The 22232-nt window shown below is 61.9% G+C and carries 19 protein-coding genes and 2 pseudogenes; 9 read left to right on the top strand and 12 right to left on the bottom strand.

Annotation, left to right across the window (positions count from 1 at the left end; all coding sequences use genetic code 11):
- Positions 1–452: 452 nt before the first annotated feature.
- Positions 453–1190: a site-specific integrase gene (locus IEV67_RS19165; protein WP_373284478.1), complete on the bottom strand. Its 738-nt coding sequence runs from the start codon at positions 1188–1190 to the stop codon at positions 453–455.
- 300 nt (positions 1191–1490) lie between these two features.
- Positions 1491–1841, bottom strand: a pseudogene (locus tag IEV67_RS19170) (site-specific integrase); the annotation flags it as partial.
- Positions 1842–1994: 153 nt separating this feature from the next.
- On the opposite strand from IEV67_RS19170, the pseudogene IEV67_RS19090 reads away from it, so the two are divergent.
- The 3 genes and pseudogenes from IEV67_RS19090 to IEV67_RS09655 all read left to right on the top strand — a co-directional run.
- Positions 1995–2123, top strand: a pseudogene (locus IEV67_RS19090) (ATP-binding protein); the annotation flags it as partial.
- Positions 2106–2474, top strand: a complete 369-nt coding sequence (locus tag IEV67_RS09650) for a magnesium chelatase subunit ChlI family protein (protein WP_268238586.1) — start codon at positions 2106–2108, stop codon at positions 2472–2474. The pseudogene IEV67_RS19090 and the gene IEV67_RS09650, both read left to right, overlap by 18 nt.
- Complete coding sequence (locus IEV67_RS09655; protein WP_188436388.1) at positions 2471–3496, top strand: DNA-processing protein DprA; 1026 nt, start codon at positions 2471–2473, stop codon at positions 3494–3496. The genes IEV67_RS09650 and IEV67_RS09655 overlap by 4 nt, the downstream gene beginning before the upstream one ends.
- 792 nt (positions 3497–4288) lie before the next feature.
- Here IEV67_RS09655 and IEV67_RS09660 read toward each other — a convergent pair.
- Positions 4289–4705, bottom strand: a complete 417-nt coding sequence (locus IEV67_RS09660; protein WP_188436389.1) for a hypothetical protein — start codon at positions 4703–4705, stop codon at positions 4289–4291.
- Positions 4706–4889: 184 nt separating this feature from the next.
- On the opposite strand from IEV67_RS09660, the gene IEV67_RS09665 reads away from it, so the two are divergent.
- Positions 4890–6038 carry a hypothetical protein gene (locus tag IEV67_RS09665; RefSeq protein ID WP_188436390.1) on the top strand — a complete coding sequence of 383 codons (1149 nt, stop codon included), beginning with the start codon at positions 4890–4892 and terminating at the stop codon, positions 6036–6038.
- A complete protein-coding gene (locus IEV67_RS09670; RefSeq protein WP_188436391.1) occupies positions 6035–6562 on the top strand; it encodes a hypothetical protein in 528 nt (175 codons plus the stop codon). Before IEV67_RS09665 ends, IEV67_RS09670 begins: the two co-directional genes overlap by 4 nt.
- Before the next feature lie 103 nt (positions 6563–6665).
- Here IEV67_RS09670 and IEV67_RS09675 read toward each other — a convergent pair whose 3' ends face one another.
- On the bottom strand, positions 6666–8885 hold the full coding sequence (locus IEV67_RS09675) for an nSTAND3 domain-containing NTPase (protein WP_188436392.1): 2220 nt from the start codon (positions 8883–8885) through the stop codon (positions 6666–6668).
- Between the two features lie 1035 nt (positions 8886–9920).
- Positions 9921–10184 (bottom strand): hypothetical protein, encoded by a 264-nt coding sequence (locus tag IEV67_RS09680; protein WP_188436393.1) that lies wholly within the window; start codon positions 10182–10184, stop codon positions 9921–9923.
- A 73-nt stretch (positions 10185–10257) separates the two neighbouring features.
- Here IEV67_RS09680 and IEV67_RS09685 point away from each other — a divergent pair, with 73 nt between their 5' ends.
- Positions 10258–10569, top strand: a complete 312-nt coding sequence (locus tag IEV67_RS09685; protein ID WP_188436394.1) for a hypothetical protein — start codon at positions 10258–10260, stop codon at positions 10567–10569.
- Positions 10570–10582: 13 nt separating this feature from the next.
- On the opposite strand, the gene IEV67_RS09690 is transcribed toward IEV67_RS09685, so the two are convergent.
- Positions 10583–10984, bottom strand: a complete 402-nt coding sequence (locus IEV67_RS09690; RefSeq protein WP_188436395.1) for a hypothetical protein — start codon at positions 10982–10984, stop codon at positions 10583–10585.
- Between the two features lie 161 nt (positions 10985–11145).
- On the opposite strand from IEV67_RS09690, the gene IEV67_RS09695 reads away from it, so the two are divergent.
- Both IEV67_RS09695 and IEV67_RS09700 read left to right on the top strand, forming a co-directional pair.
- Complete coding sequence (locus IEV67_RS09695; RefSeq protein ID WP_188436396.1) at positions 11146–14046, top strand: ATP-binding protein; 2901 nt, start codon at positions 11146–11148, stop codon at positions 14044–14046.
- Between the two features lie 35 nt (positions 14047–14081).
- Positions 14082–14687, top strand: coding sequence for a hypothetical protein (locus IEV67_RS09700; protein ID WP_188436397.1), 606 nt, complete (start codon positions 14082–14084; stop codon positions 14685–14687).
- Between the two features lie 64 nt (positions 14688–14751).
- On the opposite strand, the gene IEV67_RS09705 is transcribed toward IEV67_RS09700, so the two are convergent.
- From IEV67_RS09705 to IEV67_RS09715, 3 genes are read right to left on the bottom strand one after another with little or no spacing between them, the layout of a single operon-like run.
- The gene (locus tag IEV67_RS09705; protein ID WP_188436398.1) at positions 14752–14961 is read right to left on the bottom strand and encodes a hypothetical protein; all 210 of its coding nucleotides are present in this window, start codon (positions 14959–14961) and stop codon (positions 14752–14754) included.
- On the bottom strand, positions 14930–16021 hold the full coding sequence (locus IEV67_RS09710) for a PDDEXK family nuclease (protein ID WP_188436399.1): 1092 nt from the start codon (positions 16019–16021) through the stop codon (positions 14930–14932). The genes IEV67_RS09705 and IEV67_RS09710 overlap by 32 nt, the downstream gene beginning before the upstream one ends.
- A gap of 56 nt (positions 16022–16077) precedes the next feature.
- A complete protein-coding gene (locus IEV67_RS09715; protein ID WP_188436400.1) occupies positions 16078–16731 on the bottom strand; it encodes a hypothetical protein in 654 nt (217 codons plus the stop codon).
- 420 nt (positions 16732–17151) lie between these two features.
- Between IEV67_RS09715 and IEV67_RS09720 the strand changes: the two genes are divergently transcribed.
- The gene (locus tag IEV67_RS09720; RefSeq protein ID WP_188436401.1) at positions 17152–17295 is read left to right on the top strand and encodes a hypothetical protein; all 144 of its coding nucleotides are present in this window, start codon (positions 17152–17154) and stop codon (positions 17293–17295) included.
- A gap of 329 nt (positions 17296–17624) precedes the next feature.
- Here IEV67_RS09720 and IEV67_RS09725 read toward each other — a convergent pair whose 3' ends face one another.
- The 3 genes from IEV67_RS09725 to IEV67_RS09735 are packed head-to-tail and all read right to left on the bottom strand — an operon-like array spanning position 17625 to position 22195.
- On the bottom strand, positions 17625–18050 hold the full coding sequence (locus IEV67_RS09725; protein WP_188436402.1) for a hypothetical protein: 426 nt from the start codon (positions 18048–18050) through the stop codon (positions 17625–17627).
- Positions 18051–18095: 45 nt separating this feature from the next.
- Positions 18096–21068 carry a type I restriction endonuclease subunit R gene (locus IEV67_RS09730; RefSeq protein ID WP_188436403.1) on the bottom strand — a complete coding sequence of 991 codons (2973 nt, stop codon included), beginning with the start codon at positions 21066–21068 and terminating at the stop codon, positions 18096–18098.
- Positions 21065–22195, bottom strand: a complete 1131-nt coding sequence (locus IEV67_RS09735; RefSeq protein WP_188436404.1) for a restriction endonuclease subunit S — start codon at positions 22193–22195, stop codon at positions 21065–21067. The genes IEV67_RS09730 and IEV67_RS09735 overlap by 4 nt, the downstream gene beginning before the upstream one ends.
- Positions 22196–22232: the final 37 nt, after the last annotated feature.

The following is a 22232-nucleotide window of genomic DNA, read 5'->3' on the forward strand; positions in this document are numbered from 1 at the left end:
TCTCGGGGGCACCAGTTCTCGCAGAGGGGCCAGACCGAAGATTAACGAAAGAGATCTCAGCTCGACCCCGGCTCTATGACGAGTGGTCCTTCGCGCCCGATCACGATAGAACGAATCAACGTGTTGCGGCATCAAGGATGAAGGTGTCCGCGGCGGCCACGGCATCTGGTCGAGGAACCGCATGAACCGTCCCAGGACTCCCCATGCATTCTTCGTCGACGCCAACGTTCGTAGCCCGCCCGAAGCTCCTATACGTGTGGCCCATGCAGAAGCAAGCGGCTGGTGCCAGTCGGTGAGCGGGAGCTGATCGATCTTGTACTCGAATTGCCGACCATCCTCGCCGTGAAAATGCACCGTTGTGCTCGTCTCAGCAGTAACAACCAACGGCGGCGGGTCATAACGCCCACCAGGCAGTGCAGAGGGACGTCCGACGCGGGCACTGCCGCGACCGCTCACCGGTTTCCTGCTTCGTCGCGAGGAAAGTGGGGTGACTCCCAGTCGTCCGGAATCAATGCGAGTCGAGTTTCCATTTCCAGCTCCTCTAGCGCATGGAGATAGACCTGTGTAGTCGTGACGCTGCGATGTCCCAATGCTCGTCTCACCCAGTCCAACGGGTCGCCGAAGGCACGCACGTACTGTCCACGCTGTTGAGGAGTCTGGCCTCCCAACGCAGCGATATGACCACGCTGCAACTGTTCCAGCGTGAGTACCGCGAAAGTGTGCCTAAGCAGGTGAGCGTGCGCAGTCAATTGCACGCCGTGAGTCGTGCAACGCTGATTCGCGACTCTGAACATGTCCTGCCACGTCGATACAGCCATCGGGTCACCGCGTTCGGTCAGCCACAAAGCCGCTGGTTCGTAGCCTTCCTCACTCTCGACGAACAGACCACGACGTTCCTCGGGACTGAAGTGCGTGATCGGCGTTCGAAATCGCATGCCGTCTTTGGACGTCGTCGTCACGAATCGTGAGTTCACATCGAGGAGACCAGTGCCTGCCTTTGAATACTGTCCGCGCGCTCGTGCTGCTTGCACCACGAGTCGACGGTCGACGGTCTGATACGACTCAATCTCACGCAGGACTCTTTTCGGTACATATACCCAACGTGCGGAGCCTCCCTTGGCGACAGCTTCCGCTAGCCAAAATCGGGGATACGTATAGCTGGCTGCGGTCGGCACTTCCATCGTGAGCATGGATGCTTGTTCGGATAGCCGCAGTCCTGTCCGCACTAGGAGATCCGTAAACGTTGCGTTCCTCGTTGCCCAACGCCCTCGGAAGTTCGCATCCGGTAGTCCCTCCGCTGTATAACCGCGGAGTCCCACATCTCTCCATCTGCGGTATGCCGGTGCGGGGAGCCAGCGGATTCGATCACGGCGCGCATCATGCGAGTATGTCGCGGCGGTATGTCCTGTTTGGTGACGATTGTGTGCGCCAGGGCGTGCGCGCTGTGCACGCTGAGGAACGGGATTCTGCGCGACTCGCCCTCGAGATAGTTGCCAACGATAGAAGCGATTCTGAGCGCTCACTTCACGATCCCACGTCGCACCACTGACCCGTGGGCCGTCAGGATCCTGCCGCCGCCAGATTAGGTAAGCACGATGATCTTCCTCGGTCGCGTTCTCCCACCCGATGCCGCTGCGCGCACGATGTAGGAAGTTCAGGAAGAGCATCATGTCTCTCGCGTACCCCACGCGAGTGTTGATGCTTGTGGGCAACATGTCCGCAGAGTAGAAAAACTCGTTCAGCTCCGCGTCATAAGAGAAATCAGGCGAGATAAGGAAGGGGCTCCCGAGCGGAATACCAAATCGCTCCCACCACCTGTCGCTAGATGTCTCGCCTTGCATGAGGTTCTCAGCCTTCACGCGAAAGAACTGCCAACGATGCGCTTGCACTGAGCCCGGTTCATTCGCGATCGTCACCTTATCGACGCTACGCGAGCCGAAGCCAAAACTGAACACTAATCAGTCACAAATACACGCCATAATCTTGCGACCAACCCGTGCCCGTGCGGAAACTACGGCGTGCGCGGCGCGGAGTGCATCTGCCCGCCGATCGCGATCCGTCGATACTCGGCGCGGCTGTCTGGACCGCTGCGGGATCGCATCGACATCGATCTTCAGGTCGCACGCGTCGCGGCCTCGCGTGCGACAGCACCAGAGCGTTCGGGTACGACCACGGTTGAGGCACGAGGCCGGGTGCAGGAGGCGAGACGGCGGGCGGGCTTGCGATGGGCGCCGACGCCGTGGAGCGTGAACGCCGAGGTCGCCGGTTCGCATCTGCGGCAAGGCGCTCTGCGGTTGCCGACAGGCGTGCGCGCACCGCTCGATCGTGCGCTCGAACGCGGGCTGCTCACGCTCCGCGGCTACGACCGCGTACTTCGCCTCGCATGGACCATGGCGGATCTCGCCGGAGTGGACAGCCCCGGACACGACGAACTCGGGCGAGCGCTCTTTCTGAAGAAGGGACTGATCTCATGATGGATGCTCTGCTCGGAGACACCGAGATCTGCGCTGCGGCACGCAGCGCCCGACCGGAGAGTGCGGCGGCCGAGACGCTGGCACGTGTCGGATGGGGCGTGATCGCCGAGCCGGGCGACGGCGTGGCAGGAGCCCTGATCGCACAGCTCGGCGCCGAGGAGGCGATGCGTGTCGCGTTGGACGATTCCCGCTTCACCCTGTCGGACCGTGTCATCGGTGAAGCTCAGCGGCGGTGGCGACCACGTGCCCGACCTCGCTCCGTCGTGGAATCGCTCCAGGGCGCACGAGAGGTGGGAGCGCGACTGCTGCTGCCGGGTGACGCGGAATGGCCGGAGTCGCTTGATGACCTCGGGGACCATGCGCCGGTGCTTCTTTGGGTCCGAGGCGATGCGAGTCGACTGACCATGCCCGAGCGCGTGTCGATCGTCGGAGCACGGGCCGCGACCGGCTACGGCGAGTCCGTCGCCGCCGAGTTCGCCGGTGATCTGGCGGCGTCAGGCACGCTCGTCGTCTCCGGTGGTGCGTACGGGATCGACGGAGCCGCCCATCGAGCAGCGCTCGGAGTCGGGGGCGGCACCGTCGCGTTCCTCGCCGGCGGCGTCGACCGCGCGTATCCGGCCGGACATCAGCAGCTGTTCGAACGCATCCAGACATCTGGTGCCATGGTCAGCGAACTCCCGTGCGGTGCGGCTCCGACGAAGTGGCGGTTCCTTGCGCGCAATCGACTCATCGCCGCTCTCGGGATGGCGACAGTGGTGGTGGAGGCCGGCTGGCGCAGCGGATCGTTGAACACCGCCGGGCAAACAGTCGGGTTACCGCTGCACTACCATTGGCATAGTCAGGATGTGGTCACCGCGCAGTCTGTGTGGTCCTCTGATCCTCGCCCGCTTCGCGGTCTCAGATCCGGCCAGCGGGGCCGCAGATCGATGGACCCATTAGAGGGACCAGTCTGCGTCGTGGCTCTAGCAGGGTCAAGACAGATCGTCTACGCCAATTCCCCAGGACAGGGATCGGTGCTGTGACCAAAGCTGCGTTCACCTTCGTCGCTGATGCCCCGGCTGCCCCTCCTGCCCAGCGGCCCGCTTGAGTTTGAGTAGACATCGGCCGCCATTCACCAGGCTCGGATTACTGTCAGCGTGACCCGCAGTCGCTCTAGGGTATGCGAATGACTGATGGAAAGACGCAGGTGGTCCTGATCGGCGGTCCTCTCGATGGATACCACCACGAACTCGACGAGATCATTAATCGGCTGCATTTCGACTCCCCACGTTGCCCTGAGAATGTTCAGCACGTGTACGACCTGAGGGATAAGGACGCGCGCTTCGGTAACGCTGTCTACGAGTACGTGGGGATAACGAGTCCAATTACGAGATGGGCTCGAACGGGTTGGATCGCCCTGCCCGCGCACGCCTTCGTAACCGGCCAACAGCTCGTTGCAGTCGCATCCTGCCGCAGTCGGCGGATGGGTCGTGTGAGCCAGAGTCCTGCGGTGGCGACGAACGGACGGTAATGCTTCATCCTCAACGTGCGCGCTCGAAGCTTCTTGGTGTAGCGATGTCGCGGTGGAGGCGACGGGTGCGGGGGAGAGGGCCACGGTCGTCGTGTTAGCGGCGGACGCGGAGATCGTGCGCCCAGCACCCGGTGTGTTCAGGGTTGCGGCTGATCTCTGCACCGTCTCGGTGCGTGCGATGACAAATCAATGACTGTGACTGAAACCCGCCTGTTTCTTTATCTTTCCAAGCGAAGGTGCGGGACGTATCCCATGCTTCCCAGCCCACGCGCCTCGCCGGCGACCGCCATGGCTCGAGTGCGGGTCAGCGCGCAACCGTAGTCCAGGCGGCTGCCACGCTGGCGTCGATCGCTAGAAGCACCGCTCCGGCTGACGCGCTAACCAGCAGCACCCACTGGCGTCTGCGCTCGCTGGCAGGCAGCAGCGGCGCAGACATAGCAACGTTGATGTCCATGTCGCCATACGTGGGGCGAGGGTGCTCGATGCCGTTCCAGGTCAGCAGTCGACGCTCGAACTCATTCGGCACGATACTCACCTCGTCGAAGCCGATCTCTCGCGCCTTCGCACGCTCCATCTGCCTTTCGTGCTCAGCCCAGATCCGTGGCGCTATCCGCTCTCGCACTCTCCGCTCGTGCGCGAGGCGCGCCTGCTCGGTTAAGAACGTGCCGGCAGCGTACAGGGAGCCGACGATCGGGATCAACGCAGCGAAGAAGGCAATCATCTCTGCAGGCTACGCCGTTCCCCCGCCACCGCCCGCCTCGCGGGGGAGGGGCACCAGCACCCGCCCGGTGCCCTCACCGATGCTTACTCCCGACCGCGCTCCTGTCCGCTCGCCTCCGGTCTCAGGGAGACCGCCATCGCGCGCACGTCGCGTCCTGTACGCCGTGGCACATATGATGTCGATCATGACCGATGACGCACCCGAACCAAGGCGAATTCGTCTGAACGGGGAGCGATTCGATGGCGGCCGCCTCCCAATTGACTCGCTGCCGGAGATATCGAAGTACCAAGAGGTTGTCCGCCTCATCGCGCGAGCGGAGTGGGAAGAGGATCATCCGGGTGAGCAGGTACCACCGGACTTCGACGAGAGCCTTCGTCTAGCAATCTCAGATTTGAGAGACGGAAGTGCGGATGTGTTCGTGGTGTTCGAACAGCATGCGCAGTATCAGACGTACCAGGCCGAAGCCGACGAGATGGCTAACGAAACCATTGCTGCCGCGTACTCTGGCGAAGCACTTCCACCGTTGCCCGCGAGCGTCGAGTACGACGCCCGCGATCTAATCGCGCAAATCGGCGGAACGCTTTCCTCTGAGTCTGACTCAATTGAGTTCTACGTAAATGGGGTGAATGCTGCTCCAGTACGGATCGACGTCGTCACGCGGCTTGAAGCGCGGGATATTCTCCTAACGCAGGACTTTTTGGTCGACTCTCAGCCGGTGAGCACAGCTCCGAAGGACGATAAGCGCGCGGATGCCATCGTCGGACGGATCACCGTAATCGACGCGGAGAAAATGACGTTCATCTTGCGCACGCCCGATGGGAAGGATCTGAAGGCGCGATACGTCGGTAACCCGGTAGTGCTTGAAGACATTCGAGCGCTTGTCCATCCGGAAGCAGAGGGTCCGGTTACGCGAGTCTCTGGGTTGCTCCACAGCAAGGCCGGTGAACCGTGGCGGTTCTGGACGACGGATAAGGTCGAGCAGTTAACCTTTGAAGGTCCTTGGGCGCCTCTTCTCACGGAACTCGCAAGCCTTCGAACGGATTGGTCGGACGAAGGCGCCAGTTATCCAATCGGCTTCGACGTGTTGGACGCAACGCAAACGTTGCTCTCGGCGGTCGATTTAGCATCAGACTCGAATCCGGCCGTTTTTCCTTCCATTCCCGGAGGAGTCCTCGTTGAGTGGGTGGGGGATCGCGGCGTCCGGTCAATCGAGATAACCGCGGATCTGAAGTTCGAGCTTTTCTCCATTGACCGAGGGCAGAGAGAAGGCGACTTCACGGAAACGAGTTCGATCACGGACGTACTCACGTTCGTGCGGGAGGTGTCAGCATGAGTCTGCCGGAATCAAACGTGACGCTCGACGACGAGGAGACGGCCCTTCGGAACATCGACCTCGGCGAAGGCGAAGCGCTCGTCGAGGACGCGTCCGAGCTGATCTTCCGACAGATCACCAAGCATTCGCTTTCGAAAGACGGACGCGTCGGCACCCATGCATTCGGCCAAGCCGATTCCGATCGTGGCAAGCCGTCATATTCCCGACGCTCGGTTGTATCGGCTCAGGAAGCTCGCGACTGGCATAACGCTAATGCGCGCACGCAGTCCCTCGCAGTTTGGGCTCTGGCGCTCGAGGAGGTGTTCGCGGAGCGGCTGTGGGCGATCGACGATTCGGCAGCTCCTGTCGAAGAAGGAAAGGTGCGCGCTCCCGGGCACTGCTACGTCGACTATCGGCATTTGTCGCGCGGAGAAGTCAAGAGCATTCGCGCACGCCTGTACTTCGCTGCCGAGCGGCGCGGAGAGATTCCCACCACCTCCGAGGTCATCGGCGACGGTCTCATCGACTTGGCAGAGGTCGGTTAGGGCTTGCATCCCGGTCGAAAGACCTGTGCGTTGCGATAAGTGATCTTATCGTCGGTAGGGAGCCCGCCAGGGAACCAAGAACAGCCTGCTCGATCGAAGTAATCTACTCATCGACATCATCGAAGATGCTACGTGTACCTCTTTCTGGCTGTAGTTCCCCTGGTTCGTCGCGACGGTCGTCGTCATCGTCATCCCATGGCGCATATTGCGACATTGAGTTCACCTCGGCCGTCACGACTTCTAGTCTCGTCTGGTAGTAGCTCACGCGAGCGAGGATGTCATCGTCGTCGGCGAAGATCTCCCGCAGTTCATCGACCGTGTTCCAGTGTTCCTCAAGGTAGCTATCGGGATTCGATTCGACGTCGTATGAACTACTGAGTCCCCAGAAAAGGTCGTCAGGATCTCGCAGCGTTCCTACTACTTCCTCTCGGATCTCAGCGACTTCGGCTTCCGTCAGCCATTCAGTTGTCGACCAGACCGAGGATCGCAGGTCCCGTGCCGCATCAGCGAGTTGAGTTAACGCCATTGCCCGGGCTCCGTCCGGCAGCGATTGCTCCTTTTGGAGGAGCCCAAACAGACGTCGTGCCGTGCGGCTATGGACGACGGATGTAGCCCAGTCGGATACATGCTCCGCCCCGTCAACCACGAAAAGCGCTCGCGCGTCGGGGCTTGCTCGACGCGCGAGCAGCTCAAGGAGGTCGGACTTGACACGCCATTCGTCGGAGCCGCTAACACCGCTGAGGTGGCGCAAGGCCGCCTGAACAACGGAAGGTCCTTCAACCTCACCGACGATGAGGTGGCGTCCACGCTCCTTGTGCGGGATTGCGTCCGGATGGCGCAGATCAATCTGTCTCACAAGATCTGGGAACGGAGTGGCCCTGACGATGCTCGCGACTGTCGCCACGCCGGACTGAAGGAAGCGGTTCGCTGCCTCGCGGATCGTCGGGTGAGCAAAGCTGTATGACATGCCTATTGGGAACGTCTCAGACTTGACAAATGTGCCGTCGAGCGACTCAAGCGCGGCAGGGACCGACTCAAGGGTGGATCCGAGGTCAACCACTAACTCCCTCGCGCGAGTCGAGTCCTGGATGGGTAAATGCAGTTCATTTCCGGCTGCGAAGAGGAGCGCCACCGCTGCTTTGTCTCTGGCGTTCAGTTGTCCAATAATCTCGTCCAAGTAAGCCGTCGGATCGTCAAAGAAGGATGTGACAGCAATCCGATCACTCGGATCGAGAAGCTGCGTGAAGCGTGCGTTCCCGAGCCGATATGCGAGGCCCGGGGTAAAGCTCTTCAAGTTGCTGACATGTTCTAGGTGGGGCTTGATGCGAGATCGGAAGTCAGTTGACTGATTCCCCAGCTTCATGTGGTTGTAGAGGATCATCTGCCGTTCCGCCGATGTCAATTCGCTGACGACTACCTCGATCCTCGCGCTATCCCAGAACCGAACGTTGGCCTCCTTGAGGCGTTGTACCGCATCCCTGTACACGTAGTCACGCGAGGTGAAGACGAACCGATTTCCTTGAGCGCGCGCCGCGAGTAGCGCGGCCATGTTTCGGCTCCACGTGTCCAGTAAGGATGGCTCGGCCGAGAGTTCGCCGAAGACATCGTCGACCCAGTACATGCGATTCGGGTTGCCCGGGTTCCACGCATCGAGAAACTCCGAAGCCGACGTAGCCTTGATCACGTCCATACCGCCGGCATCAACCGCGCCAAGCGCAAGCATCTGTGCGATGACGCTCTTCCCAACCGTGGGACCCCCAAGCAGGACGACGGCACGGTGGTGATCAAGCGCGTCCAGAGCCGCGCGGTAGGGCGCTGTCGAAACGAATGTCGCTGTGCTGGATCCGAGCGCGTGCAGAATCGCGCTCGCCTGTTGCCTGCGACGGTCGTCCAGAATCTCTGTGAGGTCACCTAAGCCGTACACTCTGGGCACCATTCGGCGCAGTTCTGAATTGTTGGATAGCTTGTCCTCGATCCAAGTCCGCGCCCAAACGCGGACGTCCTTCACGCCAAGCGCCTTAATTGCTGTGACAATTGCGGCGTTTGACTCACCTGTAACCCGGCAGTTGGTCATCAGTACGTAGTTGTCACAGAGGCCTCGGTGGTGAAGGTCGGCGATCTTTGGTAACTCGCTGGACAGACTGCTCAGGGAAAGTGTCTTGTCAGCTGAGGAGTGCTTCGCCTGGATCACGAAAGCTCCCGCTAAATCCTGCTCAGTGAGGTCGTCGCGCCAGACGCCGCGGAATGCGCCGTCCCTACCTTCATCGTTACCGTCCTCAAAGGGCTCTACGGTCTGACCGAACGTTGACGACAGGACTGCCATACAAAGGTCCTGAAACGCTCGCCAGCCGAGCCGGGTGAGTTGCCATCCTTCGTCCACTGTGCCTCCGTGTTTTTGAAGCTCTCGACTGGCGACTGTTACAGACATTATGTCGGCTTACCCACGCGAAACGGCTCAACCGTCTAACGGTCGCTCTGCAAGCGAACGCTGCTGAGGACTCGCCTGAAGGACCCCGCAGAATCCGTCCCCTTGCTCCAAGGTCGGGCGCCGGCCCCTGCAACGGCGCTGGCTTGGCCGCGCATAGACGACTGACTGTCTTCGGTCTGGGCCGGGTTCTTCGAACGGTCGAAGCTATCCGCGTCGCGCGGTGAGCCCGGGTACTTGGTCGATGGCCCGCCGTCAGTGATCACTGGTACGACGCTTGAACTTTACACAGTTCGCGCCCAGGGCAATCGGGCTGCGGCTCCCACTAGCGATACCTTCCCGGCAGACTCAATGGAGAGGCTCACACGGTTGAGCCATACCGACGAGCGCCGATCCATGATCTGACGAGTAAGAGTTCTAGTCACTCTTGGCCTTCTTGAAGTTGCTGCTGTCTTCGTTCATCCTGAGCAGGAGCGGTTCCTGCTGAAACTCACGGCTTTCGTTCCTGGAGGTGTCGCTCGAGGTCGTACATCTCACAGCCCTAGAAACGAGTACACGGGCGACCTTCCTAGTTCGTGGGACCGCCAGCAAAGAGTCGAAGACGTTGCCTTACAGGCGTCAGGTCGAACGCCAGGCGAATCGGAGCGTCGGGCGTTCGCCGCTGATTGCAGGTGGGCCACTTTTGTCGAGAACGAGCCTAGATCAACGGTTACCCTCAAAAGGGTCGACAATGCTCTGCACTCCGTGCTGAGCGCACACGAACGCGATGCGAACACCCTGTACGCCGACGCTGATGCTCGGGTCTGGATAGCAGTCCTCGCCGCATTCCACACAAGTCCGGTACCCGTTGCTGGTTGGCAGGCGGACGGGGACACCCTCCGGGCCATCGAACTCGTCGTACTCCATGTGCCGACTCTACGAGCAACGCGAGGGTCAGTAGTCATAGGCCCGCTGAACATGCCAACCGTCCTCGCCTTTATACACATCGAAGACCAGCGACAACCCGTCCTCGTCTGTGCCCTGAAACCTCCAGCCGTACAGCCCCAGGCTCGACTCGCGCGGTGCCTCCCACACAGAATGCCTCAGTCTGGTCGGAGTGTCGGTGATCCGCCAGCGCTTGCCCGCGTAGATCATCCGCGCAGGCACGTCGTCGACCATCCACAGGGTCATCTGGTGTTCGACTGAAATGGTGCTCACGGGTTAAGAGAATAGAACACCTGTTCGAATATTGCTATCCTCGATTCCAGGCCGGACAGGAAGGAGCGCCGGCATGGGCACCAGCAAGCGGCTTGCCGAGCACTACGACCTGCGCGCCGAAGAGAAGCAGCTCGAGCGTTACGCCAAGACGGCTGGCCCGCTGCAGTCTCTGAGTGACCGGGAGCTCGACCTGGACAAACAACCGATGACCGTCTACCCACGGCCGCAGCGGGTCAAGGCTTGGATCCGGTTTGGCCCACAGCCCGCGCGCGTCAACGCGTTGCTAGTGCGCAGCACCGAGAGCGCCGTCGGCATCGAGTTCGTTGTTGCCGAGAAGACTTACCGGTGTTGGGTTTGGGGCAACGCTGTCCAATTTTCGGAATAGTGGCAGCGTTTCGTCAGGGCACATACACGTCGTTGTTGATGCCGAGCTGGAACAGCTGTCCCTCCCATAGCAGCTGCGCAACTATGATGCCGACTACCGACGCGATGGCCACCGCCAGAAAAGCGAAACCGATGCCGCGGCCGCGCTGTCCCTTCCAGCCGAGCACCCCGAGGGTCACCAGCCCAACGAGATGAGCGAGGACCAACGGCACCCCACCCATGATTTCTGCGGAACCAGCCATGGTTGTTCCGGCAGCCAGAGCCTTGCCTTGTTCTGTCTGTGCCTCAAACTGCGCAAGGCCATACCAAGTCCATGCGACAGCGGCCGTTGGAACGCCCAAGATGGTTGCCACTATGAAGCCGATCCCCATGCGGCGTGAAGGCACGGATTGCGCGCTTGAATCTGGCAAAGTCATGTCCCTGATCCTATGCATGGGGTCGACGGCAATCACGCCAGCATTCTTCTTGTCGCCCGTCCCACATAGCTTGGAGGCAGGTGCGGCAGATTCGCGATGGACGCCAAACTGGGTATTAATCGGAGTGATGTGTCCCGATTTGTTCCGCCATGATGTGAGACATGGACGAAGCCTCCCTCTACGGCCGGCAAGGCGATTTCGACGCCGTGACCGCCGCGCCCCCTGGATTCCTGTTGATCGTTGGAGACTCTGGCATCGGCAAGTCGAGCTTTCTGTCGAGCTTGAACGCATGGCCCAGCGACCCGCTGATTTCGAAGCCGATCGTCCTGAAGTCGGTACAGGGGTCTCTGCAGACCGCTCTCGCCGATGCGATCAGCGACTGCATGTCGCAATACCTCGAAGACGCGCATGACCCCCAGACTGCTTGGAGCGTGGTGAAGTCCATAGGCGAGAGGGTGACATCTGTCAGCGGCCGAGAGATACTCAACGCCGTTCTCGCCGGCACGCTCGCATACGCCGAATCGAAGCTGGGAAAAGAGGCCATCGATGTTGGCAAGAAGGTGCTCGGCGACATCGCGAAAGGCGGTCTCCTCGGCTTCGACGATCGGCTCGCGAAGATCCGCGTCCCTGACCGCGGGACCGAACTCTGCGTCATATCGGAGGCCCTCAGCGAGATCGCGGAGCGTCCTGTCGTTCTCCGGCTCGATAACGCTGAACGTCTGTCGCCTGACGACCGAGGCCTGATGATCGAGCTTACGGACGCTGTCAGCGGCAAGGTGTGGATCATTGCCTGCGTCACCAGGAACAACGAACCCGGCGATGAGGTAATCCAACAAGTGTCGGTGAGGGGAACTCTGCCGCACGAACTGCCGCCGCTGACGACACCCGCTATCGAGCAGTGGCTCGCCGCTTCGGAGGTGCCGCCCGCTCGCTGGGAGACGATCACCCGTATCTCCAGTGGCTACCCCCTCTTCATCGCCGATGCCATTCGTCTATCCGGCGCTGAAGGATCGCTCGACGACATTGCCACCCCGAACGGGTTCCAGGCGCTGATGAAGGCGTCGTGGAAGCGCATCCCGGAGACGATTCAAACGATGGTGGCGCGACTGGCCCCGTTCGCGGATCCGCCTTCGGATGACTTTCTCACCAGATATCTGCGGCTCACGCAGCTGGAGCTTGGAGTCTTGATCAACAAGCTGATCGAGTCTGGCATCTTCGTCCGGAGGTCGGATGGGGAGGCCTGGTTCCATGATCGACGTCGTGCGTTCATTTGGGAGCAAGTCCTCCTGCAGAAAGTGCGAAGCGGCGTCGCCACCGAGGCCCTCGAGGCCGTCGGTCTCTGGGTCGAAGATCGAAAGAGCATCGATCCATGGGTGCCACCGGCGGCAGCGCTACTCACCAGGGCGGCCGAAAAGTTGTCGGCAAGTGGTCCATCCACCAATTTCCACACGCTGTCCGACGAGGCGGTCGCCCTCCTGTGGGGTCTGATCGAGGTGAACGAGCCGTTCTCAGCGTGGGCCCCAGGCGCTGAGATCGGAGAGGTCATCCGGCATGCTGAGGCGCGCTCGGGGCTCGCCCTCGACGCGTTGCCACTCATCAGGCACCTCGAAGAACTGATGCTGATCGAGACCCTCGAAGAACAGGGCGTGGGCATCGTTCGGAGCACGATCGGAGGGATCACCGATGCCGCAGCCCTTCTCGGAGAAATTCAGCTTCGGTTCCACAGCACTCCGAGGCCACGTTTCGCCACTGTGGCCTTCGGCGCTTTCGTCCGCCCTGTCTTGGGAAAGTTCGAAGATGCCATCCTGAATCTCGGGCGGTCAAGTCTCACCGATCATAAGCAGCAATCGAGCCAGTTGCTCCGAAGTGGGAAGATCATCGGCGGCAACAGCCAGCCTCTGACTCTTGGCGCGACCGTGAGTATCGACAATCAAGCGATCAGTTTCACGGCAAGGTTCTCGACATCCGAGGCAAGAACCGAAGCTGAGCGCACGATCAAGAACATCTCTGAGCTCACCCCTCGAGTGCAACTCGTACGGTTAATTCCCCTGCCACAGCCCCGGCTACGGTACGCGCGATATCGACTCGGCTCCGAAATGCTCGGGGTTAGCCTGGAGCCCACCAAGAACCCCACGGATGAGGAGATCATCCGATTCTTCGACCAGCGGGCTCAGTACGCGAACGGGCTGGGCGCTGTCAGCTCCGGTGACGAGATCGAGGTGTTCGATCTGGCGTGCAGGCGGTACCTTCTGGCTTTTCACACACCCTCGGGCGCCTGGACACGCTCCCTCACAGGATTCGAGGTGCGGACAGACAACGCGCAAACGACACAGATTGTTTCGGAGGTAGCATCCACGCGTCGAGACCCCCTTTCCGAACTTCAGCTACGCGCGGCCGGCTATCTCTCCGGCGGGGAACGAATCACGAGAGCTCTGTTCCAGGGTGGGGTCGAACTCCAGCTTCCGCACCCGCTGGTGGCTGTGCTCGATGAGGTAGAGCGGTTGGGTAAGCAGTACAACACCGGCTTCCGGTCGCTGCTTTTCCCGCCTGATGCACCGATGCTCGAGCGCGAGATTCGAGTCGAAAGGCAACGAGTCTTCGAAGTCAGAGAAGCCCTGGTGGCTGCCGGAGCCCCTGATACAGCCGGGCCCCGCCCCTCGATTCTCGTCGCCTTCTGGGAGGACACCGAGTCGGGGTGGGCCAGTGACTTCGGCAACTGGTCAGCCTGCGTTTTCACAGTGAATGACGGTCTCGGCGCAGTACTCGTCCGTCGAGTAGCCGAGTCCGCTATCGGAAACAACTGGTGGCCCAACTTCCCGATTCCTCAGGTGTTCGAAAACTATGCCGGCGTGAAAGCCGACTCCGTGAGCCAGGGGGATGCAAGCTGGCTCATCGCGCAACTACTCGGCTATGCCGACCATGACGCGCGAATGATGGACCTCGACACCGACCTCGGTAGAGCTGTGCGCAACAGCGGCACCTACGTAATCATCGGTGAAAGCGATGAGGAGCGATCCATCATCGAGATCGAGCCCGGCATGAAGAGCCTTCCGGCGGTGTGACGGTGCTCAGACCCGAGACGATGAGACGCTGAAGCATGAAACTCAGGCAGCTGCGGAAACTGCACGCATCGGACCAATGGACATTCGTGCGAGGGAGAATTGCGGAGTCCTCTGTCGAGCTCGACGCGGCACTTCGCGGTCTGCATGCACAACTCAGAGGGCTCGATTCACGAGAGGCCATGCTCTCGGCGTCGAAGAACTGGTCGATCGTTGCAGATCAGTGTCGAACGATGATGCCCTGCGCCCAGGTACCTGACCGGAGCGTTTACGTAGCCATCGGCAGCGCAATCGACAGCGCGGCCGCCGCATATGAGGAACGCAACAGGTACATGCACGACCTGCTCGCTGCAGATGTTGACGACGAGCTTGTTCCTGATCCTGATCGCATCCGCCAAGAAGGTGACTACTATCTCCTTGCCCTTGCCACGAAGTCAGGTCGCCCTGGAGTCACTCTCGTGACGCTTGATCGGGCCATCGACGTTGTGCTGAAGCTCACGACAGAGACCTGGCGACTTCGAGCTGCTCGTGGATACCTGGCAGGGCGCACCACTTGGAAATCGCTTCTTATGGGGGTCGTAGAAGGTGAGTGGGACGGTACCGCGAACTGGACGTACAGCGGGCCTGACGACCCGGACGACTAGGGCGTGTCTGGCAGAGCATTGGCCTATGCGACGGCTGCGTTAAGAACGACGGTTGCGCCGTGGATCACGGCGAGTTGTGGTAGCGCGTCGCGAAGCGGCGCTGTTGCTTGATGCGGCAGTAGCGGCGCCCGCTCGCGTTGCGGTTCTTGTAGGCGGCGGTGTCCAGCACGACGGGCCGGTCGCCACGCGAGCCGCGCCGCTTCCGGTGCCCTTTCTGGCCACCGGGCTCCGGGATCACCGACTTACTTCGCAGCCCCGATCCGAAGAAGCCCACGAGTTGGCTCCCCGGGCTTGTCTAGCCGCCACCCGGGGACCAGCTCGGTGAGCGGTTCAGGCTCGCTGATTAGGTGCAGCGGGCGGCACTGGTGAGGCTTCCAACCGTCATGAGCGGCGACGGCCAGCGGAAGTAGTCGTGAGAACCGCTTTGGCGGGATCGGCACTGTTGGTGATCTGCCTTTCCCCTCGTGGTGAACCCAGTGCTCGTAGAGGGCGTAGACAAAGCTGAACGGGACAAAGTGCCAGACGAGGCGCGGAAAGTAGGACGCAGTGAACGCGAGGATTTGCGCGTCGGGCTCAATTGGACGTGGCTGGCGGGGTCGTTTCTTGATGGAGTTCGTCGTCGCAGCAACAGCGTTGATTCGTGCGCTCAAGTCCTCCAGCCTGGACTCGATCGATACGTGGAGGCGCGACTGCTCGATCTGAGTGCGAGAAAGTGCTTCGATGGTTGAGATAAGGCGGGTGTCCTCACCGCGTTCGGGGGTCGGATCGAGCGCAATAGGAGGCTGTTGCGGCGCTGAAGGTTCAGCGGCTATGCCGGGTTCGGTCTGTAGCAGGCGGATGAAGACTGACTTTCCTCCGATTCGCAGATGACGAAACAGAACAACGTCGATCGAATAGTTGTGGTTGCGCACCATCGACTTGACCACAGTCAGTATTGGCGCGGGCAAAGATGTCGCGACGACGGTGAGAAGGGGTGACTGAGGGATCGTGGTCGGCAGTTGTGTGCCGAAGTAGGCCAGGAACGCCTTCTCGAGCGTTTCACCATCATGGTGCTTTGCATACGCGCGGACAAGGTCTCCCACGCTCATGCCTTCGGTTGCGGCGACATAGCGAGGGATCTGCGCCAGAAAGTATGTGGCAGTCTTCTCGCGCTTCAGCTCGATGACGTGGATTCGGCATTCAGCGTCCACGGCGAGGAGGTCGACCTTCCCTCCGCACTCCGTTGTCCACTGTCGTCCGATGATCAGCAACTGCAATCCCAAGAATTCGGGCGTGCTCTCGATGGCGTCCTCCAGAAGGTCTTCGTACTCGAGGTTGGTCGGAGCGACGCTCACGAGATTTTCTCCTTCCGCTAGCCAGACGAATCGGCTGTCCCTCGCTATGCGGGGCGTCATCGCCACTCACGCTCCTCCACAATCTTGCGAATCGCGGTGACATCGAGACCGCGTCGCAGCCACTCCACCGGTGTCTGTCGCCCTTCTGCAACCAGGCCGGATTGCGGGGTGGCCATGAATCCGGAAATGCTGCGCGCGTCCCAGCCCGCGAGTGCTTCAATGACCTCAGGCAGGTGGGGGAGGAGCCTCCCGGGCGATTCGAGACTGAACTGCCAATCAGGAAACCGCACTTGACCGGAAATAACGACCGCATATAGCCGCCCGCCCTGCACGGCCTGCGTCACGGCTTCGCTGGCTAGGTTAAGGAAACCCATGATGTCGCCGAGGGACCTTGTGGCGTGGAGGTTCGATAGGAAGTTCAGTGCTGCGCCGAGCTGCAAGGATCCTCGCTCAACTATTCGCATTGCATCTGCGAGCTCATCGGGGGTGAATGCTCCGGATTCCACGAGGTAGTTCGCGTCGTGCTGTGCCAGCGCATTCGGCACGAATGGGCGTTGCACGAAGAGGAAGTCAGCCAGTGCGTCGGCCAGGTACTCAGAGTCTCCTCCGACGTGAGCGATTGCCTGGCCGAGACGCTGCAACGTCGCCTCGGACGGTGGCTGCCCGCTGGGCGGTTCGGGGTCGCTTCGAAGGTCAGTTGACAGGCTCATGGCACCACCGTAGGGGTGCGATACAAGCCTGGAGCGGACGCGAAGGCGCCGTTACGGCATGCTTTGCTCATTTGTGAGTGGATACGCGATGCTGAGAATGTCCGGGGAGGGTGGCGTCTACGCTGGTCCTCCACCGACGAAGGCGGCCTTCGGCCGACCGTCCACCCGCGACTATCTCGCGGGCTCGGCAGTAGCCAGCCAACATCGCTCACTCCGATCGCCATGCCCGGACCTTGCCCTTGAACGGCTGTGATCCGATTCCACTCCTCGTGGTTGCCGAGGGTCACGAGCACCCGTAGTCGCCGACTTGCAGCAGGGTGCTGATATCGCGGTCATGCCGGCGTATCGCCGAAAACATATGCTGGATCCAACGCTGAGCTGCCGTCTTCAGAGCGCACGCTGACGCGCATCGCGGAGACGATGGGCTTCAAGAAGGTCACCGACGCCTGTCCCACCGCGCAGCGCCTCGACACCGTGCGCGGCATCATCGACCGCGGCAAGCCCTACTCTTTCCGGCGCCGTGCCGTGGAGGCATACCTCACCAGCGACTGGCCGAACGTCTGATCAGGGGGACCCCCCACCATGGCACGCACGTTCATCAGCGGCATCCATCCACCTCGGCAGCGCCCTGCGATCACAGGCAAAAGCGCGGCCTCATTGTCGACCAGCTCGTAGCGGCATCCAGCATCGACTGCTCCAATGTGCGCAGCTACGAGAACGGCCGCGCGATGATGAACGTGCGCACTCTGGTGCGCCTCGCGGAGACCTGAACGTTGATCCCGGCGAGCCGCTCACGGGCATCACCTCTGCGATGTTCGACTCCGACACGAAGCCGAGTGCATGAGCCGACCCGGCGACAGTCTCTGCCCGGTCTAGATTAACGCGCGCGCCGCTCAGCCGAAACGCACCTGCCCCTGATCCAAGCGCTGAATCATCTGCTCGGCGAGCTTGTCCGCGAACCACCCGGGAACGGGCGACTGGTCGTTCTCGGTGCGGATCCAGTACTTCCCCGAGGGATTCCCGTAGTCGTTGAAGTCCAGGTCTGCAGACCACGTCGTCAGTCCGCTGTTGGAGCGAACGGTGATCTCCACGACCAACCCCGTCACCTCCGCGCGGATGACGCGCGGGCTCTGCGACGCCACGTAGCCGACCATGAGGGCGAAGTCCTGCTCGGTCAGCCACGGGATGAACCTCGGAGATGACTCGCGGCGGCGCTGCTCTTCCTTGGCGGCCGCAGCGGCTTCCTTGCTGCCCTTTACGGCGAGTGCTCCGACCACCGCCACGGCGCCGCCGATGAGCAGCTTGTCAAGGAACCCCATGACTCACCTCCAGAATCCCATTCACTGTGTTGGCCTCCATCCCCGTCAGTAATGCTTCAGGATGTACTTCCAGGCGGACTCCATGGGCTCGCCCGTGCGCGGCAGCGCGTACTTCTTGAACAGGGCGTTCAGCTCGCGCTTGACGGCCTTCATCGAGGACTCCTTCGTCGTCCACTGCGGGTGCACCGCGTGGCTTACCAGCTGGTCCACCTCCTTGGCGATCTGGCTCACCATCACCGTCATCCCGGCCGGCTTGTGCTCGTCGAAGATGCGGGTGAGCATCCCCACGTTCGGGTCCGGCAGGTCAGCGAGCACGCCCTCCTCGTCGGAGTCCTCCACGGTCTTCAGGTCGGTGGCGACGTTGAACAGCTTCACAAGCCAGGCAACCGAGTCGTCCGCGTCGGAGATCACTCTCTGCCGTAGCTGGTCCAGCCGTTCGGCGATCGAGCTGTAGGCGCCGACGTTCGCGCCACCGCCTTCGAGCTTCTTGCGGATCCGCGCTGTGAGGGAATCGACGATCTCCTGCGCGGACTTGCCCTCGTACTCGGTCGGCACGGCCGGCAGCTGACCGGAGTCGGTCATCTTCTTGATGGTCTCGGCATCGGCGATCACCACGGCGATGTTGCGGTCGTCGACCCGGACGTTGAGCATGTGCGCGTGCACGAGCTCGCGGGTCTTCGGTCCCAGCCGCTCCCAGAGGATGTCGTCCTCATCACCCTCGCTCGGGATCGCGGCGTACACCTGCGCGTACCAGCGGTAGTCGCTCTCCCAGTCCGAGAGCTGCTCGTCGGGGGCGATGGTTTCCCACAGGCCCTGGGCGTACAGGTATTCGGCGCGGTACTCGGCGCGGTCTTCGCTGTCTTGCGGGACCCGTTCCAGGGCCTGCTGCAGCGAGTCCATCGACCCGTCACGGGTGATCCCCACGAACCGACGCCGCATCTCCTTCAGCGCCGCGTCCAGGCTCTGCAGCAGCGTGTCGGCCTCGATCTGCCGTTGCGCGTGCTCCGGGTCGGTGGGTGCGATCGCGCGTGCGAAGGCGCCACCGAGTCCGACGTAGTCGACGATCGTGCCGTAGCGCTTGGTGAACCCCGTCCCCGGGTGCCTCCAGGGCCTGTTCGTGCGGGTGATGGTCTGGAAGAGCGTGTGCAGCTTCATCGGCTTGTCCAGATACAGCACACCCTCGATGGGCGCGTTGAAGCCGGTGCCGAGCTTGGCGGTCACCACCAGGAACTTCAGGTCGTCTTCGATGTCCCGGAATCTGTCCAGCAGCGCCTCCTCCTCGCCCTCGGAGAGCTTGTACGACTCGAACTCGGTCTTGCCTGTGGCGGAGATCACTACAGCTACTTGGGCCGCGCGGCCGGCCTTGGCGAGCTCTACGCGCAGCGCCTGCTCATACAGGATGCACAGCTCCTGGTCGGCGACGACGACCTGCGCCTTCATCCCGTGGGGATCGATTGAGGCGTAGAAGTGCGCGACGATGTCGGCCGCGACCTGCTGGATGCGCTCGGGGTTATGGAAGATCGCCCGGGCGTTGGCGACCCGGCGCGCGAAGGCGTCTTTCTGCTGGTCGCTGAGCTCTTCTTCTTCGGCGAGAGCATCGAACGCAACGTCGAGCTCTTCCTTGGCGACGTCGAACCTGACAGGCCTGGGGATCACCCTCATCGGCACGGTCGTGCCGTCGGCGATTGATCGATCCGAGTCGTAGGTGTCCAGCGCCCACCCCGGATCTCGCTCGTCACCGAACAGCTGATAGGTGTTCCGGTCCAGGTCCGCGATCGGGGTGCCCGTGAAGCCGAACCGGTGCGCGTTCGGCAGGGCAGCCCGCATGTCGGAGCCGAGCGCCCCCTCCTGTGTGCGGTGCGCTTCGTCCACGAGGAGGATGACGTTCTCTCGCTCTGTGAGGACCCCGGCGCCGGCGAACTTGTGTACGGTCGCGGCGATGATGCCCCGCGCTCCATCTCGGAGGGCCTGCTGCAACGCTGCGGTGCTCTGGGCCTTCACCGGCTCCGGCACGCCCGCGGAGGCGAACTGGGCGAAGGTCTGGGTGACCAGCTGTGTGCGGTCTGCCACGGCGACGATGGTCGGGTTGCGCATCCGCGGGTCGAAGTAGAGTCGGGTTGCCACCCACGACATCGTGAGCGTCTTCCCCGACCCCTGCGTGTGATAGATCAGGCCCCGAGAACCTGCCGCGCTGGTCGCGCGGGCGACGATTTTCTCCACCGACTCGTACTGGAAATAGCGTGGCAGTAGCTTGATGGTCTGGCCTGAGCCGCCGTCCTGCCGGTCGTACATCGCGTAGTGCTCGATGAGGTTCAGGACCACGCGCGGTGCCAGGAGGCCGGTGACGCTCATCACGACCCGCTCCCAGCCCTCGACCATCGCAGGCACGGAGCTCGAGCCCCATCGCTGCCAGTGATCGAGCGGGGTGCGCACACCGGCATAGCGGAAGTCCTTGCCCTCGGTGGCGAACGAGAGCACGTTCGGGACGAAGAACTCCGGCTGGTGCTCCTCGTAGGAGGTGTAGATGTCCTTCGCGCCGTCCTTCCAGCTCTTCACCACCGACACCGGCGTCTTCGTCTCGCCGACAACCACGGGGATGCCGTTGATCCACAGCACCACATCGAACCGGGCACCGCGGTAGGTCACCTCGTCCGAGACCAGCAGCGTGTTCTTCTCCGGGTTCACGAAGTCCAGGAGCTGGAACGGCTCGTCATGGTTGGTGTCCGGCATGAGCACTGTACCGCCGCCGCGCAGCAGGTGCGTGAACTCCTCGTTCACGACCATGAGCCCTTCGGACTCGGCCGACAGCGCCAGCTGGCGCACCTTCGCCAGCACGGCATCCGTGCGTCCGGCGAGCTCCGGGTTCAGCCGCGTTATAGCGTCCCGCAGGTCGGACTCGATGAAGACCTGTTGCGTCGTCCGGGGAAGGTCCTTGCCTTCCACGTGCGTCCAGCCTGCATCCATCAGTAGATCGATGAGCGCGGCCTGCACCGTGCTTTTCTCGGTGTAGCCAGTCATGCTGCAGCCTCCTCGTCGAAGTTCAGGAACAGGTCATAGTTCGAGGGGATCTTGTGCTTGCCGGAAAGCAGCACAGTAAGCAGATTGCTACGTAGGGTGCGGAGGGCTTCGGCGTGGGCGCGGGCTGCGGCGCAAGCTGAGTCGAGATCCTCGTACACCTCCACGCTTGAGGCACGCTGCGTGATGTCTTCAGGCCACGGAACCCTCAAATTGCGCAGCTTGCCGGCCGCAATATTGCCCAGCCCAGTCGACCCCGAGGCAGCCCTCGTCACCTGTGACTGGAAACCTGGCCGCCGCATCATCCAGTAGAGGTAGCTGCTGTCCTCAGGAATGAGTGGCTCCACGATGAACTGGAACGCCGATACCGCTGCCCCAAGGTAGTCGTCTGGCACGCGATACACGTTGCCGATCCTGTCGCGGTTCCCGTTCGTTCGGATCGCGACAACAGAAGACGCGGTGAGTCTGCCCACCTTGGGGCTGAGCCCAGTCACGTAGGCGGGGGCCCCGCTCACGATGCCACCGGGCCTCGTGTTCGCGATGGTCAGAACTGGTGACCCTGCATCCTCAGACGGCCGAACATCAGCCTTCACCCAAGACGCCCCGGACGAGATCGTCGCTACAGACCCGATCGACCGTGCATCCGATGAGGTGGCGACATCGAGCACAGTATCGAGCAATCGGGCGGTATAGCGCGCCTCGTTATCCGCCGCATCGATCTCATCGTCGACGGCGGCGATCAGGTCCACGATCCGTCGCTGCTCAGGGAGGGGCGGGAGCTCTACCTCGATCTGGCTGAAGGACTTCCATGCGAGGCTGCGCCGTCGGTTGATTGATCCCTGGGAGTTGTCGGCATAGACCGCGAGCATCTCGCGTGAGCGGAGCAGCTGCTCGACATATCGCGGGTCGTCGAGCGAAGAAGTCCAATTCATGACGGTGTACATCGGGCTGACCACGCCGTCGACGTGAAGATTGTTGCGAGCGATTGAGCCCTCGTCGATGTGAATGGTCGAATAGACCCAGGCTTGATCTGGCAGCAGCTTGTATGTAGACAGGTCTGCCGATGCGACACGCTTTCCGAAGAAAGTCTCTGCCGGGATCACACCGTCGTACTTCGAGACGGAGAACACCGGTGGCTCAGCGTAGTGCGCACCCAGGCGTGCGTTG

Origin of the sequence: Microbacterium murale (genome assembly GCF_014635185.1) — a bacterium.
Lineage (GTDB): Bacteria > Actinomycetota > Actinomycetes > Actinomycetales > Microbacteriaceae > Microbacterium > Microbacterium murale.

Bases quoted from the DNA above. Each gene is read 5' to 3' on its own strand.
- IEV67_RS19165 (WP_373284478.1), bottom strand. From the start codon at position 1,190: ATGCTCACGATGGAAGTGCCGACCGCAGCCAGCTATACGTATCCCCGA.
- IEV67_RS09655 (WP_188436388.1), top strand. From the start codon at position 2,471: ATGATGGATGCTCTGCTCGGAGACACCGAGATCTGCGCTGCGGCACGC.
- IEV67_RS09660 (WP_188436389.1), bottom strand. From the start codon at position 4,705: ATGATTGCCTTCTTCGCTGCGTTGATCCCGATCGTCGGCTCCCTGTAC.
- IEV67_RS09665 (WP_188436390.1), top strand. From the start codon at position 4,890: ATGACCGATGACGCACCCGAACCAAGGCGAATTCGTCTGAACGGGGAG.
- IEV67_RS09670 (WP_188436391.1), top strand. From the start codon at position 6,035: ATGAGTCTGCCGGAATCAAACGTGACGCTCGACGACGAGGAGACGGCC.
- IEV67_RS09675 (WP_188436392.1), bottom strand. From the start codon at position 8,885: ATGGCAGTCCTGTCGTCAACGTTCGGTCAGACCGTAGAGCCCTTTGAG.
- IEV67_RS09685 (WP_188436394.1), top strand. From the start codon at position 10,258: ATGGGCACCAGCAAGCGGCTTGCCGAGCACTACGACCTGCGCGCCGAA.
- IEV67_RS09690 (WP_188436395.1), bottom strand. From the start codon at position 10,984: ATGACTTTGCCAGATTCAAGCGCGCAATCCGTGCCTTCACGCCGCATG.
- IEV67_RS09695 (WP_188436396.1), top strand. From the start codon at position 11,146: ATGGACGAAGCCTCCCTCTACGGCCGGCAAGGCGATTTCGACGCCGTG.
- IEV67_RS09700 (WP_188436397.1), top strand. From the start codon at position 14,082: ATGAAACTCAGGCAGCTGCGGAAACTGCACGCATCGGACCAATGGACA.
- IEV67_RS09715 (WP_188436400.1), bottom strand. From the start codon at position 16,731: ATGAGCCTGTCAACTGACCTTCGAAGCGACCCCGAACCGCCCAGCGGG.
- IEV67_RS09720 (WP_188436401.1), top strand. From the start codon at position 17,152: ATGGGCTTCAAGAAGGTCACCGACGCCTGTCCCACCGCGCAGCGCCTC.
- IEV67_RS09725 (WP_188436402.1), bottom strand. From the start codon at position 18,050: ATGGGGTTCCTTGACAAGCTGCTCATCGGCGGCGCCGTGGCGGTGGTC.
- IEV67_RS09730 (WP_188436403.1), bottom strand. From the start codon at position 21,068: ATGACTGGCTACACCGAGAAAAGCACGGTGCAGGCCGCGCTCATCGAT.